The sequence below is a fragment of the Amycolatopsis sp. NPDC048633 genome (assembly GCF_040650695.1).
In the GTDB taxonomy this organism is placed as follows: domain Bacteria; phylum Actinomycetota; class Actinomycetes; order Mycobacteriales; family Pseudonocardiaceae; genus Amycolatopsis.
Map to the genome: position 1 here is coordinate 411,498 of NZ_JBEZHS010000004.1, position 14,511 is coordinate 426,008.

15 protein-coding genes and 1 pseudogene are annotated in these 14,511 nt (G+C 71.2%); 12 read left to right on the top strand and 4 right to left on the bottom strand.

What is annotated here, in order from left to right; genetic code table 11:
• Positions 1-238 precede the first annotated feature (238 nt).
• The 6 genes and pseudogenes from AB0C38_RS12525 (at position 239) to AB0C38_RS12550 (ending at position 4,914) form a co-directional block, all read left to right on the top strand.
• Positions 239-1,030: an MBL fold metallo-hydrolase gene (locus AB0C38_RS12525; protein ID WP_360670926.1), complete on the top strand. Its 792-nt coding sequence runs from the start codon at positions 239-241 to the stop codon at positions 1,028-1,030.
• Positions 1,027-1,632, top strand: coding sequence for a VTT domain-containing protein (locus AB0C38_RS12530; RefSeq protein ID WP_360670929.1), 606 nt, complete (start codon positions 1,027-1,029; stop codon positions 1,630-1,632). Before AB0C38_RS12525 ends, AB0C38_RS12530 begins: the two co-directional genes overlap by 4 nt.
• Positions 1,629-3,746: a phage holin family protein gene (locus tag AB0C38_RS12535; RefSeq protein WP_360670931.1), complete on the top strand. Its 2,118-nt coding sequence runs from the start codon at positions 1,629-1,631 to the stop codon at positions 3,744-3,746. The genes AB0C38_RS12530 and AB0C38_RS12535 overlap by 4 nt, the downstream gene beginning before the upstream one ends.
• A complete protein-coding gene (locus AB0C38_RS12540; protein WP_360670934.1) occupies positions 3,743-3,973 on the top strand; it encodes a glutaredoxin domain-containing protein in 231 nt (76 codons plus the stop codon). The genes AB0C38_RS12535 and AB0C38_RS12540 overlap by 4 nt, the downstream gene beginning before the upstream one ends.
• Positions 3,970-4,173, top strand: a pseudogene (locus tag AB0C38_RS12545) (ferrous iron transport protein A); the annotation flags it as partial. The gene AB0C38_RS12540 and the pseudogene AB0C38_RS12545, both read left to right, overlap by 4 nt.
• A complete protein-coding gene (locus AB0C38_RS12550) occupies positions 4,147-4,914 on the top strand; it encodes a class I SAM-dependent methyltransferase (RefSeq protein WP_360671002.1) in 768 nt (255 codons plus the stop codon). The pseudogene AB0C38_RS12545 and the gene AB0C38_RS12550, both read left to right, overlap by 27 nt.
• Here the strand turns inward: AB0C38_RS12550 and AB0C38_RS12555 are convergent.
• Entirely contained in the window at positions 4,892-5,689 is a 798-nt protein-coding gene (locus tag AB0C38_RS12555) for a TetR/AcrR family transcriptional regulator C-terminal domain-containing protein (protein ID WP_360670937.1), read from the bottom strand. The two genes, AB0C38_RS12550 and AB0C38_RS12555, sit on opposite strands and share 23 nt — an antisense overlap.
• 75 nt (positions 5,690-5,764) lie before the next feature.
• Between AB0C38_RS12555 and AB0C38_RS12560 the strand changes: the two genes are divergently transcribed.
• From AB0C38_RS12560 to AB0C38_RS12575, 4 genes are read left to right on the top strand one after another with little or no spacing between them, the layout of a single operon-like run.
• Complete coding sequence (locus AB0C38_RS12560) at positions 5,765-8,038, top strand: excinuclease ABC subunit UvrA (RefSeq protein WP_360670940.1); 2,274 nt, start codon at positions 5,765-5,767, stop codon at positions 8,036-8,038.
• Entirely contained in the window at positions 8,035-8,817 is a 783-nt protein-coding gene (locus AB0C38_RS12565) for a siderophore-interacting protein (RefSeq protein ID WP_360670943.1), read from the top strand. The genes AB0C38_RS12560 and AB0C38_RS12565 overlap by 4 nt, the downstream gene beginning before the upstream one ends.
• Positions 8,818-8,833: 16 nt before the next feature.
• Positions 8,834-9,721 (top strand): aminoglycoside phosphotransferase family protein, encoded by an 888-nt coding sequence (locus tag AB0C38_RS12570; protein ID WP_360670945.1) that lies wholly within the window; start codon positions 8,834-8,836, stop codon positions 9,719-9,721.
• 55 nt (positions 9,722-9,776) lie between these two features.
• Entirely contained in the window at positions 9,777-10,196 is a 420-nt protein-coding gene (locus AB0C38_RS12575) for a nuclear transport factor 2 family protein (protein WP_360670948.1), read from the top strand.
• On the opposite strand, the gene AB0C38_RS12580 is transcribed toward AB0C38_RS12575, so the two are convergent.
• The 3 genes from AB0C38_RS12580 to AB0C38_RS12590 form a co-directional block, all read right to left on the bottom strand.
• Positions 10,186-11,349 carry a cytochrome P450 gene (locus AB0C38_RS12580; RefSeq protein ID WP_360671005.1) on the bottom strand — a complete coding sequence of 388 codons (1,164 nt, stop codon included), beginning with the start codon at positions 11,347-11,349 and terminating at the stop codon, positions 10,186-10,188. The genes AB0C38_RS12575 and AB0C38_RS12580 overlap by 11 nt on opposite strands.
• Positions 11,350-11,447: 98 nt before the next feature.
• A complete protein-coding gene (locus AB0C38_RS12585) occupies positions 11,448-12,011 on the bottom strand; it encodes a TetR/AcrR family transcriptional regulator (RefSeq protein ID WP_360671008.1) in 564 nt (187 codons plus the stop codon).
• A 169-nt stretch (positions 12,012-12,180) separates the two neighbouring features.
• Complete coding sequence (locus AB0C38_RS12590; RefSeq protein WP_360670951.1) at positions 12,181-12,885, bottom strand: SDR family oxidoreductase; 705 nt, start codon at positions 12,883-12,885, stop codon at positions 12,181-12,183.
• Between the two features lie 102 nt (positions 12,886-12,987).
• Between AB0C38_RS12590 and AB0C38_RS12595 the strand changes: the two genes are divergently transcribed.
• Together AB0C38_RS12595 and AB0C38_RS12600 are read left to right on the top strand one after the other, a co-directional pair.
• Positions 12,988-13,479 carry a helix-turn-helix domain-containing protein gene (locus AB0C38_RS12595; protein ID WP_360670954.1) on the top strand — a complete coding sequence of 164 codons (492 nt, stop codon included), beginning with the start codon at positions 12,988-12,990 and terminating at the stop codon, positions 13,477-13,479.
• A gap of 175 nt (positions 13,480-13,654) precedes the next feature.
• Positions 13,655-14,218, top strand: a complete 564-nt coding sequence (locus tag AB0C38_RS12600; protein WP_360670956.1) for a snapalysin family zinc-dependent metalloprotease — start codon at positions 13,655-13,657, stop codon at positions 14,216-14,218.
• Positions 14,219-14,511 lie beyond the last annotated feature (293 nt).

Sequence of the window (14,511 nt, forward strand, 5' to 3'; positions counted from 1 at the left end):
GTCCGGCTCGCGACTCGCCGGGCCCGGCGTGCTCGGAAGGGCCGACACGCGTGATTGCCGGGTCGACACGCGTGATTGAGCGGTCGACACGGCGGGCGTGCCGCCTCGCCGCCGTGTCGACCCTCCGATCACGCGTGTCGACCTCCTGATCACGCGTGTCGGCCCTCTGGTCACACGCGGGCGTTGTTCGCGCCACTCCGAGGGGCGATCGATGCGGGAGGGGGCGATACTCGACAGCGTGAGCGGCTTCAACCTGCGTTTCCTCGGCCATTCGACGGTCCGGCTCGAACTCGGTGGCCGGGTCGTGCTGACCGATCCGGTGCTCACCGCGCGCGTCGGCGGGCTCGTGCGGGTCGTGCCGCCGCCATCGCGGGAAAGCTATGCGGACGTCGACCTCGTCCTGCTCTCGCACCTGCACGGCGACCACCTGCACCTGCCCTCGCTCAAGCTGCTCGGCAAGCGCACCCGGATCGTCGTCCCGCGCGGGGCCGGGGCGTGGCTGACCAAGAAGGGCTTCGAGCGCGTCGAGGAGATCGCGCCGGGCGAGACCTTCAGTGAGGGCGCTCTGGAAGTCACCGCCACGAAAGCCGTCCACTCCGGACACCGCTGGGGCCCGCGGCTCACTCACGGCCCCCAGAGCCCCGCGCTCGGGCACCTGCTCGAAACCGGGACCACGAAGATCTACAACGCCGGCGACACCGACCTCTTCGACGGGATGGCGGACTTCGGCCCGGTCGACGTCGCCCTGCTGCCCGTCTGGGGCTGGGGGCCGAACCTCGGGCCGGGTCACCTCGACCCGGCCCGCGCCGCGAAAGCCGCCGGAATCCTCCAGGCCCGCGCCGCCGTGCCCGTGCACTGGGGCACCCTCGCCCTCCCCGGGCTGAAACGGACCGCCCGGATGCGCCGGCTGCTCGCCGACCCGCCGCGGGTGTTCGCCGCCGAGGTGAAAGCCGCCGGCGGAGCCACCGAGGTCCTGTTCACCGAGCCCGGCGCCGACGTCGTGCTCCCCGCGCCGACGGACCGGGCGTGAACTGGACCGACCCGGCCGCCATCGGGTATCCGGCCCTGTTCGGCGGCGTGCTGCTCGGGTCGATCATCCCGATCGTGCCCACCGGCGCGGTGGTCGGCGCCGCGGCCGCCGTCGCGACCACCACCGACCACCTGTCCCTGCCGCTGGTCATCGTCCTGGCCACGCTCGGCGCGTACCTCGGCGACGTCGTGACGTTCGGGATCCCGCGCCTCGGCAGCGAAGCCGCGTTCCGCTGGATCAGCCGCCGCCAGCCCGCCGAACGGCTGGAGAAGGCCCGCGGCCAGTTCGCCCGGCGCGGCTGGCAGCTCGTCGTGATCGGCAGGCTCGTCCCGGCCGGCCGGATCCCGGTGCTGCTCGCGGCCGCCGCGCTGAGCTACCCGTGGCGGCGTCTGCTGCCCGCCGCGCTCCTCGCGTGCGTGCTCTGGGCGGGCGCGTACAGCGCACTCGGCATCGTCAGCGGGGGCATCTTCGACTCACCGATCATCGCGACCGTCCTGGCGACGGTGCTGGTCCTGCTGGTCACCGTGCTGATGAACCTGATCGCCCGGTGGCGGCGCAAGGCCAAGGAAAAGGCCGGGGAGAAGACAGGAGAGCGAGTGTGACGACGTCCGCGCCGAAGGGCCGGCTGCTGCGCCGCGGCCGGGCCGTCGCCCGCGTTCTGCTGGTGTGGGCCGCCGCGACCGGCGCGCTGCGCCTGCTCGACGTCCTCCTGCCCGGCTTCCGGATGACGCACTGGTGGCAGCCGACGGTCTGCGCACTGCTGCTCGGGATCCTCGCCGGCATCGGCTGGCCGCTGGTCATGCGGATCGCCTACCCGCTCGCGTTCTTCACCTTCGGCCTCTTCGGGTTCCTGCTGCTCGGCGCGGGCACGCTCGCGGTGTTCCACACCGTGCCCGGCGTCGAGCTCACCGGGTTCCGGACGGCGGTGATCGTCACCGTCGCCATGGCCGGCGTCGGCGCGCTGATCTCCAGCCTGCTCGCGATCGACGAGGACGAGATCTTCTTCCGCCGCGCCAACCGCCGGCGCCGGCGGCACGCCGCCACCCCCGGTGACGGCGAACAGCCGCCCGGCGTGGTGTTCCTGCAGATCGACGGACTCGGGTTCGACACCGTCCGCCGCGCGATCCGCGACGGCGACATGCCGACGTTCGCCGCCTGGCTGGCCGAGGGCAGCCACACGCTGACGCCGTGGCACACCGACTGGAGCTCGCAGACCGGGGCGAGCGTCTGCGGCATCCTGCACGGCTCCAACCACGACATCCTCGGCTTCCGCTGGTACGAAAAGGACCGCGACCACGTGATGGCGTGCGCGCACCCGACCGACGCGGCCGAGATCGAGCGGCGCCACTCCGACGGGCGGGGCCTGCTCTCCGGCGGCGGGGCGAGCCACGGGAACCTGTTCTCCGGCGACGCCGACCACGTCAGCCTCACCATGAGCTCGATCCCCGTGCTGGTGCCGAAGAACCTGCGGCACCGCCGCCGCGACCGGCTCGGCGCGGGCTACTACGCCTACTTCGCGAACCCGATCAACGCGCTGCGGACGTTCGTCGTCGCGCTCGCCGACGTGTTCCGCGAGATCAGCGCGGCGGTCCGCCAGCGCCGCGCGGGCGTCGTGCCGCGGGTGCCGCGCGGCGGCTGGTACCCGCTCGCGCGGCCGGGCACGACGGTGATCGCGCGCGACGTCGTCGTGTCGGCGATCCTCGGCGACATGCTGGCCGGGCGGCCGGTCGTCTACGCGGACTTCCTCGGCTACGACGAGGTCGCGCACCACTCCGGCATCGAGCGGTTCGACACGCTGTCGGTGCTGCGCTCGATCGACCAGCAGATCGCGCGGCTGCACCGGGCGAGCCGGCTGGCGCCGCGCCGCTACCACGTCGTCGCGCTGTCGGACCACGGCCAGACCCAGGGCCAGGCGTTCTCGCAGCGGTTCGGCGAGACGATCGAGGCGTACGTCGGCCGGCTGTGCGGCGGGTCGCCGTCGCCGTCCGCCGGCAAGCGGCGGCAGGCCGAGAGCTGGCAGATCAACGCCGCGCTGGCGGAGGCGACGAAGAGCGGCGGCCTGATCGCGCGCCGGCTGCGGGCCCGGGTGGAGGACGCGGAGTGCGCCGACGACCGCGCGCGCACGACGTCCGGCTCCCCCGGCGCGGTCACCCGCGTGGCGCCGGGCGTGGTGGCGGTCGTGTCCGGGCACGTCGCGATGGTGTCGTTCACCGAGCACGAGGGCCGCGTCGAGCTGGAGACGATCGAGCGCGAGTTCCCCGACCTGCTGCCGTCGCTGGTGGATCACCCGGGAGTCGGGTTCCTGCTGGTGCGCAGCCGCGAGTTCGGGCCGGTGGTCCTGGGCCGCGACGGCCTGCACCGGCTGGCGACGGGTGTCGTGATCGGCGAGGACCCGCTGCTGCCGTACGGCCCGCACGCGGCGGACCTGGTCCGGCGGGTCGACACGTTCCCGCACTGCGCGGACGTGATGATCAACAGCCGCTACGACCCGGACTCGGACCAGGCGTCGCCGTTCGAGACGCACGTCGGCTCGCACGGCGGGCTGGGCGGGCCGCAGCAGCGCGGTTTCGTGGTGCACCCGCGGGAGCTGCCGCCGCTCGGTGAGGTCATCGGGGCGGAGGCACTGCACGAGGTGTTCCGCGGGTGGCTGACCGAGCTGGGTCATCCTTCGCCGGTCCCGGTGGAAACCCCTGTCGCTTCGGAGGTCGCTTCGTGAAATTGACGGTGTACGGCGCGTCTTGGTGCCCGGACGTGAAGCGCAGCCGGGCTTTGCTCGACCGAGAGCGGGTCGAATACTCCTATGTGGACGTCGAGGCGGACGCGGACGCCGAGCGCCGGGTCCGCGAGCTGCAGGACGGCGCGCGCCGGATTCCGACGATCGTGTGGGAGGACGGCTCGTTCCTGGTCGAGCCGTCCGACGACGAGCTGAGCGAGCGGCTGTGAAACTGCTGCGGGAACTGCCGCTCGGCACGCGGGTCGTCGTCCGGTACCGGATCGAGGGCGGGTTCACCGACGCGCTCGGGAACCTCGTCGCCCGCGACGAAACCACGTGCACGGTGGAGACCCGGCGCGGCCCCGTGGTCGTCGACTTCGAGGCCGTCGCGCTCGCCAAGCCCGTGCCACCGCCGCCGGCGCGGAAATCGCGTTTCGGCGAACTGGTGGCCGAAGCCGGCGCGGTGTCCGTCGACGGCTGGGACTTCTCCTGGCTCGACGGCCGGGCCACCGAACAGCGGCCGTCCTGGGGCTATCAGCTGCTGCTGGGGGAACGGCTCGCGGGGGTGCACGCCGCGCTCGACCTGGAGACCGGCGGCGGCGAGGTCCTCGACGGCTGCCCGTCCCTCCCGCCGCTGATGGCCGCGACCGAGTCGTGGCCACCGAACGTCGCGCGCGCTTCGGCGCGGTTGCGACCGCGCGGGGTCGTCGTCGTGGCCACCGAGGACATCCCCTTCGGCGACGACGTGTTCGACCTCGTCTCCAGCCGCCACCCCGTGACGACGGCGTGGGCCGAGATCGCGCGTGTCCTGCGGCCGGGTGGTTCGTATTTCTCTCAGCAGGTCGGGCCGGCGAGCGTGTTCGAGCTGGTCGAGTTCTTCCTCGGCCCGCAACCTGAATCAGCGCGGAACAGCCGCCACCCGGACCACGCCGTCGCTGCGGCCACGGCCGCCGGGCTCGAGGTCGTCGACCTGCGTTCGGAGTCGTTGCGCACCGAGTTCTCCGACATCGGCGCGGTGGTCTACTTCCTGCGCAAGGTGATCTGGATGGTCCCGGGGTTCACGGTGGAGCAGTACGGCGACAAGCTGCGAGAGCTGCACGAGAAGATCGAGCGCGACGGCCCGTTCGTCGCCCACACGACCCGGTTCCTCATCGAGGCCCGGAAGCCTTGACGATCGCCGCTTCGACGCCGTCCAGCAGCAGCTCCAAACCCGCTTCGAACGAAAGACGCGCCTCGCGCTCCAAGTACGGCTCGTCCGACGGCGCCTCATACCCGCCCTCGTCGCCGAGGCGGGACACCGTCGGGAAACGGGCCGTCAAGTCCGGCACCAGCTCGCCCAGCAGCGCCGACCGCGCGTACCACCAGTCCTCTTCGGACAGTCCCGTCTCGCGCGCCGCCTGGCGGGACTCCGCTGCCGCCTGGACCGAGCCGCGGACGATGTTGAACAGGGCCGACACCACCCACCGGACCCGGGTCAACGGCAACCCCGTCGCAGCCAGCACAGACAACAGCGTCTCCTGGACGTGGAACTCCCCCGGCCCGAGCACCGGGCGCGCCGGGGAGACCTGCAGCAGCCACGGGTGGCGCAGGTGCAGTTCCCACAACGCATCGGCCAGCGCGAAAGCCGCCGCACGCCAACCGGAAGACACCGGATACGACGACGGCAGCTCCCCCAGCGTCCGGTCGTACATGAGGTCGACCAGCTCGGTCTTGCCCGGCACGTACGTGTAGAGCGCCATCGCCGTGCGGCCGAGCCGCTCCCCCACCGACCGCATCGACAGCGACGCCATGCCGTCGGCGTCGGCGATGTCGATCGCCGCCTCGACGATCGCCTCGACGGACAGCCCCGGTTTGGGCCCCGGGCCCGTGCGCGGCGCGACCACGCGCGGCCCCCACAGCAGCTCCATGGACCGGCGGGCGTCGCCCTGACCCGCGAAGACGACCACCTTGCCGACTCCTTACACCCTAAAGTATTGTAGGATCGAGATCACTTTACAGCCTAAACTATCAAGAAGGACGGTATGACCTCACCCAGGCGGGCCGCCGACACCCACGACGTGATCGAGGTCCGGGGAGCCCGGGAGAACAACCTCACCGGGATCGACCTGGACATCCCGAAGCGCCGGCTCACGGTGTTCACGGGCGTGTCCGGCTCCGGCAAGTCGTCCCTGGTCTTCGGCACCATCGCGGCCGAGTCGCAGCGGCTGATCAACGAGACCTACAGCGCCTTCCTCCAGTCGTTCATGCCGAGCCTGTCGCGCCCGGACGTCGACCTGCTGGAGAACCTCAGCGCGGCCATCGTCGTCGACCAGGAGCGGATGGGCGCCAACTCGCGCTCCACGGTCGGCACCGCGACCGACGCCTACGCGATGCTGCGGATCGCCTTCTCGCGGCTCGGCGAACCGCACGTCGGCACGTCCGGCGCCTTCAGCTTCAACCTGCCCGAAGGCATGTGCCCGGCGTGCGAGGGCCTCGGCCGGGTGTCCGACCTGGACGTGCACGCCCTGCTCGACTTCGACCGCTCGCTCAACGACGGCGCGGTCGTCGTCCCCGGGTGGGCGCCCGACAGCTGGTACGTCCAGATCTACGTGTCGTCCGGCTTCTTCGACCCGGACGCGAAGATCTGCGACTTCACGCCGCAGCAGCTCGACGACCTGCTGCACAAGGGCCCCTGCAAGGTGAAGGTCGGCACCAGCAACCTCACCTACGAAGGCCTCGCGGTGAAGATCCGGCGGCTCTACCTGCAGAAGGACACCGAGTCGCTGCAGCCGCACGTGCGCGCGTTCGTCGAGAAGGCCGCAACCTTCAAGACCTGCGACGAGTGTGGTGGCGCCCGGCTGAACCAGGCCGCGCTCTCGGCGAAGATCGACGGCAGGAACATCGCCGACTGCGCCGCCCTGCAGATCAGCGACCTCGCCGAGTTCGTCCGGAACCTCGACGCGCCGTCGATCCGGCCGCTGCTGGGCAACCTGCGCGACACGCTCGACTCGCTGGTCGAGATCGGCCTCGGCTACCTCTCCCTCGACCGCGAGTCCGCGACGCTCTCGGGCGGCGAGGCGCAGCGCGTGAAGATGGTGCGGCACCTGGGATCCAGCCTCACCGACGTCACGTACGTCTTCGACGAGCCGACCGTCGGGCTGCACCCGCACGACATCGAGCGGATGAACAACCTGCTGCTCTGCCTGCGGGACAAGGGGAACACGATCCTGGTCGTCGAGCACAAGCCGGAGACCATCCGGATCGCCGACCACGTCGTCGACCTCGGCCCCGGCGCGGGCACCGACGGCGGCCGGCTCTGCTACACCGGGAGCGTCGACGGCCTGCGCGCGTCCGGCACGCTCACCGGGCGCCACCTCGACCACCGCGTGACGCTCAGGGAAAAGGTCCGCACGCCGGCCGGGCACGTCTCGATCACCGGCGCCAAGCTGCACAACCTGCGTGACGTCAGCGTGGACGTCCCGCTCGGCGTCCTGACCGTCATCACCGGCGTGGCGGGCTCCGGGAAGTCGTCGCTGATCCACGGCTCCCTGGCCCACCGCGACGGCGTCGTCGTGGTCGACCAGTCGGCGATCCGCGGGTCCCGGCGGTCCAACCCGGCGACCTACACCGGTCTGCTCGACGCCATCCGCACGGCGTTCGCCAAGGCCAACGGCGTCAAGGCCAGCCTGTTCAGCGCCAACTCCGAAGGCGCCTGCCCGCGCTGCAAGGGCCTCGGCGTGATCTACACGGACCTGGCGATGATGGCCGGGGTCGCGTCGGTCTGCGAAGAGTGCGAGGGCAAGCGGTTCACGCCCAAGGTGCTGCTGTTCGAGCTGCGCGGCAAGAACATCAGCGAGGTGCTGGCGATGTCCGTCGCCGAGGCGCGCGAGTTCTTCCCGACCGGCACCGCGCGGCGGGTGCTGGACCGCCTCGCCGACGTCGGCCTCGGCTACCTGACGCTCGGGCAGCCGCTCACCACGCTCTCCGGCGGGGAGCGGCAGCGGCTGAAGCTGGCGATCCGGATGGCCGAGAAGGGCTCGACGTACATCCTCGACGAGCCGACGACCGGCCTGCACCTCGCCGACGTCGACCAGCTGCTGTCCCTGCTGGACCGGATCGTCGACGCCGGCAACACGGTGCTCGTCATCGAGCACCACCAGGCCGTGATGGCCCACGCCGACTGGCTGATCGACCTCGGCCCCGGCGCCGGGCACGACGGCGGCCGCGTGGTCTTCGAAGGCACCCCGGCCTCGCTCGTGGCGGACGCCTCCACGCTCACCGCCCGCCACCTGCGTGAATACCTGGGGAAGCCGTGAACCCGACCGGGCTGCTCGAGGTGACGGCGGTGCGGCGGCCGACCCCGCGCACCGTGCGCGTCACGTTCGCCGGCGCCGACGAGTGGGAGGCGTGGCCCGACCAGCAGCTCAAGCTCCTGTTCCCGCCGCCGGGCCACCCGGTGCGGCTGCCGGCGCCCGAGGACGACGTGATGCGCTGGTACCAGGCCTATCTGGCGATCCCCGAGGACGAGCGCCCGGTGATGCGCAGCTACACGGTGCGTTCGCGGGATCGCGGCACCATCGACGTCGAGTTCGTGCTGCACGCTTCCGCGGCCGGCCCGGCGACGACGTGGGCGCGCACCGCGGCCCCCGGCGACGTCCTCGGCCGGTACGGGCCGGACGCCGCCTACCGCCGTCCCGTGCCGAAGGCGGACACGGTGCTGCTGGCCGGCGACGAGACGGCGCTGCCCGCCATCGCCACCTTGCTGTCCGAAGTGGACGATCCGGTCGTGTTCGTGGAGGTGGCGGACGCGGCCGAAGAGCAACCACTGCCCGTCCGGTGGCTGCACCGGAACGGCGCGCCACACGGGACCAAGCTGCTCGAAGCCGTGCGCCGCGAGTCTCTCGGCCCCGGATCGGCCGCTTGGCTAGCGGGCGAGGCGGGACTGGTCCGGTCACTGCGACGCCACCTCGTGCACGACCGAGGGCTCGACAAGAGCGCGATCGAGTTCACCGGCTACTGGCGGCGCGCGCTGACCCAGGATGACGCGCCGACCCCCGAGGACCTCGCCGACGCCCACGAAAAGCTGGGCGGCTAGTGGCAGACTCGCTCTCGTGCGCACGGAAGAAGCTCTGGCGGCGGCGGGCATCGACCCGGCTTCGGTGGTGGCGAGCGAGGACATCGGCGGGGGAACGTACAACACGGCGCTCCGGCTGAGGCTCTCGGACGGGCGGCGGCTGGTGCTCAAGATCGCGCCGTCCGCGCCGGGTTTGTCCTATGAGCACGACCTCCTGACCACGGAGGCGGAGTACTACCGCCGGGTCTCGGGCCCACTGCCGTCCGTCGTCGCGGCGGGGCCGGGGTTCCTGCTGATGACGGAGCTGCCGGGCGTCCCGTGGTCACAGGTCGCCGGCGGGCCGCGGCCGCACCGGGAGCTGGGCGGGATCGTGGCCGGGCTGCACAAGACGACCGGCGACGGGTTCGGCTACCCGCAGGACCCGCCGCACCCGACGTGGCCGGCGGCGTTCACGGCGATGGCGGACGCGGTGCTGGCCGACGCCGTCCGGTACGGCGTCCACCTCCCGCGCCCGGCGGCGGAGATCGCGCACCTGGTGCGCCGGCACGAGCCGCTGCTGGAGCTGGTCACGACGCCGGTGCTGGTGCACTTCGACCTGTGGGACGGCAACATCCTCGTCGACGACGGCCGCCTGTCGGGGATCATCGACGCGGAGCGCGCGTTCTGGGGCGACCCGGTGGCGGAGTTCGTCTCGCTGGCGCTGTTCCGCGACCTGGACCGCGCGCTCGTCGAGGGCTACCGCGCGGCGGGCGGCCCGGTGGAGTTCGGCATGCCGGTGTGGGCACGGCTCGGGCTGTACCGGGTGTACCTCGACCTGATCATGCTGGTGGAGATGGTGCCCCGCAAGGACACCGATGCCGACCGGGCCCGGTTCCTCCGGGCCCGGCTCGCCGAAGACGTCGACGCTCTGCCGCGCGCGGTGTGACCACGTCGCAAAGCCGCCAGCCCGGAACCCCCTGTCCCGCCTAGGGTTCGCCGGCATGAGCCGTGACATCGTCCAGCACGCCTGGCAGGAGTTCGCCACCCACGACGCCGGCCGGATCGCCGCCGTCTTCACCGAGGACGCCGAATGGCTGGCCCCGCCGGGGAACGCCACCGCCATCGCCCTGGGCGGGCCGTCGCACCTGGTCGGCCGGGACGCGATCGTGCAGTTCCTCGCCGTGGACTTCCCGCGTTTCTTCGTCAGCGACGTCTCCGTCACCTTCCACGGCTTCCACGCCGACGGCGAGCGCGTCGTCGTGGAGGAGACCATGACGGCGACGCTCGCCAACGGCAACCACTACGCCAACGACTACTGCTTCGTCTTCGAGCTGAAGGACGGGCTCATCCACCGCGTCCGCGAGTACATGGACACCGCACGCGGCCACCGCATGGTCTTCGGCGAGCAGGTCACCACGTGACCGGCAGGCAGTGCACCCCGTACACGAGCATGTCGTCCTTGAAGGCCAGCTCCTCCACCGGCACCGCGAGCCGCAGTCCCGGGATGCGCCGGTACAGCGTCCCGTAGACCACCTGCAGCTCCACTCGCGCCAGCGTCTGCCCGAGGCACTGGTGCACGCCGTACCCGAACGCGACGTGGTGGCGGGCTTCGCGCGTCACGTCCAGGCGGTCCGGCTCCGCGAACACCGCGCCGTCGCGGTTGGCCACGTCGCCCGCCGCGATGACGCCCTCGCCCGCGTGGATCACCTCGCCGCCGATCTCGATGTCCTCGACCGCCACCCGACGGCGTCCGGTGTGCGTGATGTTCAGGTACCGCAACAACTCCTCGACCGCGCGTCGCAGCAGGTCGGCGTCGCCGGAGCGCACGAGCTCGAGTTGCGAGGGGTTCTCCAGCAGCGCGACCGTGCCGAGGGCGATCATGTTCGCCGTCGTCTCGTGGCCCGCCACCAGCAGCAGCTGCCCCATCGACGCGACGTCCTCGGCGCTCATGCGTCCGGTCGCGTACTGGGAGACGGCCAGCTTGCTCAGGACGTCGTCTCCCGGGTCCGACGCCTTCTTTTCCACCAGCCCGCCGAGGTAGGCCAGCAGTTCTTCGGTGGCGGTCACGGCTTCTTCGGGCGTGGCCGTCCTCGACACCATCACCTTCGTGATGTCCTGGAACAGCTCCCGGTCGTCGTAGGGAACGCCGAGCAGCTCGCAGATCACGAGCGACGGCACCGGCAGCGCGAACGCCGTGACGAGGTCGACCGGTTTTGGGCCGGCCAGCAGCCCGTCGACGAGGTCGTCCACGATGCGCTGGATCGCCGGGCGCAGCGCCTCCATCTTCTTGACGAGGAAGTCGCCGGTCAGCAGGCGCCGCTGCGCCGCGTGCTCGGCGCCGTCCATCGTGATGAACGACTTCGCGCGCTTGCGCCGGGCGGCCGAAGCCGCACTCTGGTGCGGGTAGCCGGATCGATCGGAGTCGGCGCTGATCCGCGAGTCGCGCAGGACCGCGCGGACGTCGTCGTAGCGCGTGACCAGCCACGGCGTGCTGCCGTTCCACAGCCGCACGCGCGAGACGGGCGGCAGCTCGCCCAGCTCGGCGGGCGGATCGAAGGGACACCGCCGGGTCATCGGAAACGCGGGCACGCCATCCACCGGATACCTCCCGAAGCTGCCGGAAATTTACATAGCCATGCTAAGCATCTTCCGGCAGCTTCGCCACACTCCGATCAGGCGAAGACCAACGACACCAGTTCGTCCACGAACGGCTCGACCAGCTCGGCCCCCGTTCGGTTCAGCACGCTGTGGAACAGCGCGACCCGCCCGTGCGCGCCGACGAACACCATCGCCGCCGCGCGTCCCGGCGTCACCCGCAGCGCGTGCCCGGCCTCGACGCAGCGCTCGAAGCCCGCTGCCAGGCGGTCGATCACGTCCAGCAGCGGGCCTTCCGCGCGGGCGCCGGGCTCCGGGCGCGACGCGCCGTTCGCGAGCATCAGCCGGTAATGGCCGGGGTTCTCCATGGCGAACGTGCAGTACGCGTGAATCTGCGCCCGGACCCGGCCGACGACGTCGGTTTCCCCGAGCGTCTCTTCCGCCGCACCCATCGATTCCGCCAGTCGCGCGTATTCGTGGTCGAGCAGTCCGCGCACCAATTCCGCACGATCGGAAAAATGCTGGTAGATACTGGCCGGGGCGATGCCGACCGCGCGCGCGACCCCGCGGATCGTCAGCCCGTCCTCGCCGCCGAGCTCGGCCAGCAACCGGGCGGCCGCCGCCAGGATTTCCCCGCGCAACCGTTCGCCTTCACCCCAGCGGTTCCTCGTTCGGCCGATTCCGGCTTCGACTTTCTCCGCCACCCGCACATTCATACGCCCGGCACCGGACCGCCCGTATTCCGGGGTCCCCGAGAACCCCGGAACGGCGAAAGTCATCCGAAAATGACAATGTGCGGAATCGGTTTCGTCACCCGGCCAGTGCCGGGTACAGCCCCGAGAGCTCGCCCGACAGCCCGGCCCGGACATTCCGGCTGACGTCGTCGGCGAGCACCTCGGCGTGCCCCTGCGCGACGCCGTCGAGGGCGAGCCCGGCCACGACCGCCGGGTCGATCTTCGGGCCGTCGACGTGCTTGGCCATGTCCGTGTCCATGTAACCGACGTGCAGCGCGGTCACCTGGGTCTTCTGCGCCGCGAGCTCCAGGCGCAGCGCGTTGGTCAGCGACCAGGCCGCCGACTTGGCCGCGGAGTACGCCGCGACGTGCGGCGCGGTGAACCACGACAGCACCGAAAGCACGTTGAGCACGGCGCCGCCGCCGTTGCGCTCGAGGATCGGCGCGAACTCGCGCGTCACGGCGAGGGTGCCGAAGTAGTGCGTGTCCATCTCCAGCTTGATGTCCTCGAGCGAGCCGCCGAGCAGCGACGCGCCGGTGGACGAACCGGCGTTGTTGACCAGCAGCGTGACGTCCCCGGCGAGCTTCGCGGCTTCCCGGATCGACTCGGGGTCGGTGACGTCGAGCTTGAGCGGCACCACTCCCGGCAGATCGATCGACTCGGGATTGCGCGCGGCGGCGTAAACCTTGGCCGCGCCGCGCTCGAGCAGCTCGGCGGCGAACCGCCGGCCGAGTCCCCGGTTGGCTCCGGTGACCAGCGCCACCGCACCCGTGATCTCCATGATGAGTTCCTCTCGCACCTGACTTGCTCGTTGCAAGCTAGCTGCGGCCGACTGTACGGCGTAGACTTGCTCGGAGCAAGTCAGGTTGGAGGGATCACACTCATGAGCCGCCGCACCACCTGGGAGGGCACCCCCTGCCCGATCGCGCGCGCCGCCGACGTCCTCGCCGAGCCGTGGACGCTGCTGATCCTGCGCAACGCCACCGCCGGGACGACCCGCTTCGAGGACTTCCGCGCCCAGCTCGGCATCGCCGACAACGTGCTCACGACCCGGCTGGGCAAGCTCGTCGACCGCGGTCTGCTGACGAAGCTCCCCTACCGCGACGGCGGCCGGACCCGGCACGAGTACCGCCTGACGAAGGCCGGTTCGGACGCGCTGCCGGTGCTGCACGCGCTCGGCGCGTGGGGTGACGCGTACACGGCGTCCGAGGACGCGGCCGGCCCGATGCAGCTCGTGCACGTCGGCTGCGGCGAGCTCACCCGCCCGGGCACGACGTGCGACAGCTGCGGAAAACCGCTGGTCAGGGACGATCTGGCGTGGCGCGCGTCGCGACTGCGCGAAGGCACGATCCCCCTCGCGGAGCCGGTCGCCTGAGCCGGACGGCGCATCCTTGTATGCGCGGCTGCGCATGTCAACCGGTCGAAATGGTTGGTAAATCACCGTTCGCAGCGCAGTACGAAAGTCGGGTCACAAGAGCCGGGCGATTCCGTAAGTTCGACACCCAGCGCGCGCAAACCCGGCAAATTCCCCACGGCAAGGAGTCGTCCCGATGTCCAGGAAGTACCTGCTCCCCGGCGCCGCCGTCGCGCTGGCGATGATCGCGACCCCGCTCACCGCGGCTCCGGCCTTCGCGGCCCCGGCGCAGACCGAAGCGGCCACGATCGTCTACTACGACACCTCGGACGCCCCCACCTTCCGCGACCAGATCAACGCGGGTGCGGCGAACTGGAACGCGGCGGTGTCGAACGTCAAGCTCCAGGAAAGCTCCTCGGGCGCCTCGCTGCACTACACGGAGGGCAACGACCCGCAGGGCTCCTACGCCCAGACGGACGGCCACGGCAGCGGCACGATCTTCATCGACTACACGCAGGCCGAGCAGTACAACCAGACCCGCATCACGGCCCACGAGACGGGCCACGCGCTGGGCCTGCCGGACCACTACGAGGGCCCGTGCTCGGAGCTGATGTCGGGCGGCGGCCCCGGCCCGTCGTGCACCAACGCGAACCCGAACTCGGAAGAGGCGTCCCAGGTGGAATCCCTGTGGGCCAACGGCTTCACCGGCGCGCGCAAGGCCGCGACCCGCGTCTACGAAGTGACGATGCCGGTCAAGTGATCCGGGTCTGACGTCGTCGGGGGAGGCCGCACCGGGTACGCCCGGTGCGGCCTTCGCACGTGCGGGAAGGGTCGACACGCGTGATTGAGCAGTCGACACGCGTGATTGAGGGGTCGACACGACCCCGAGGCCGTGTCGACCCTTGGATCACGCGAGTCGACCCTTGGATCACGCGTGTCGACCTCTGGATCACGTCAGTGGAGTTACCCCCTGGGACCGGACACCTTGATTCCAGACACTGGTCTGGAGGGAGGATGTCCTGATGTCGCGCAGGTCGAAATATCCGGAGCAGT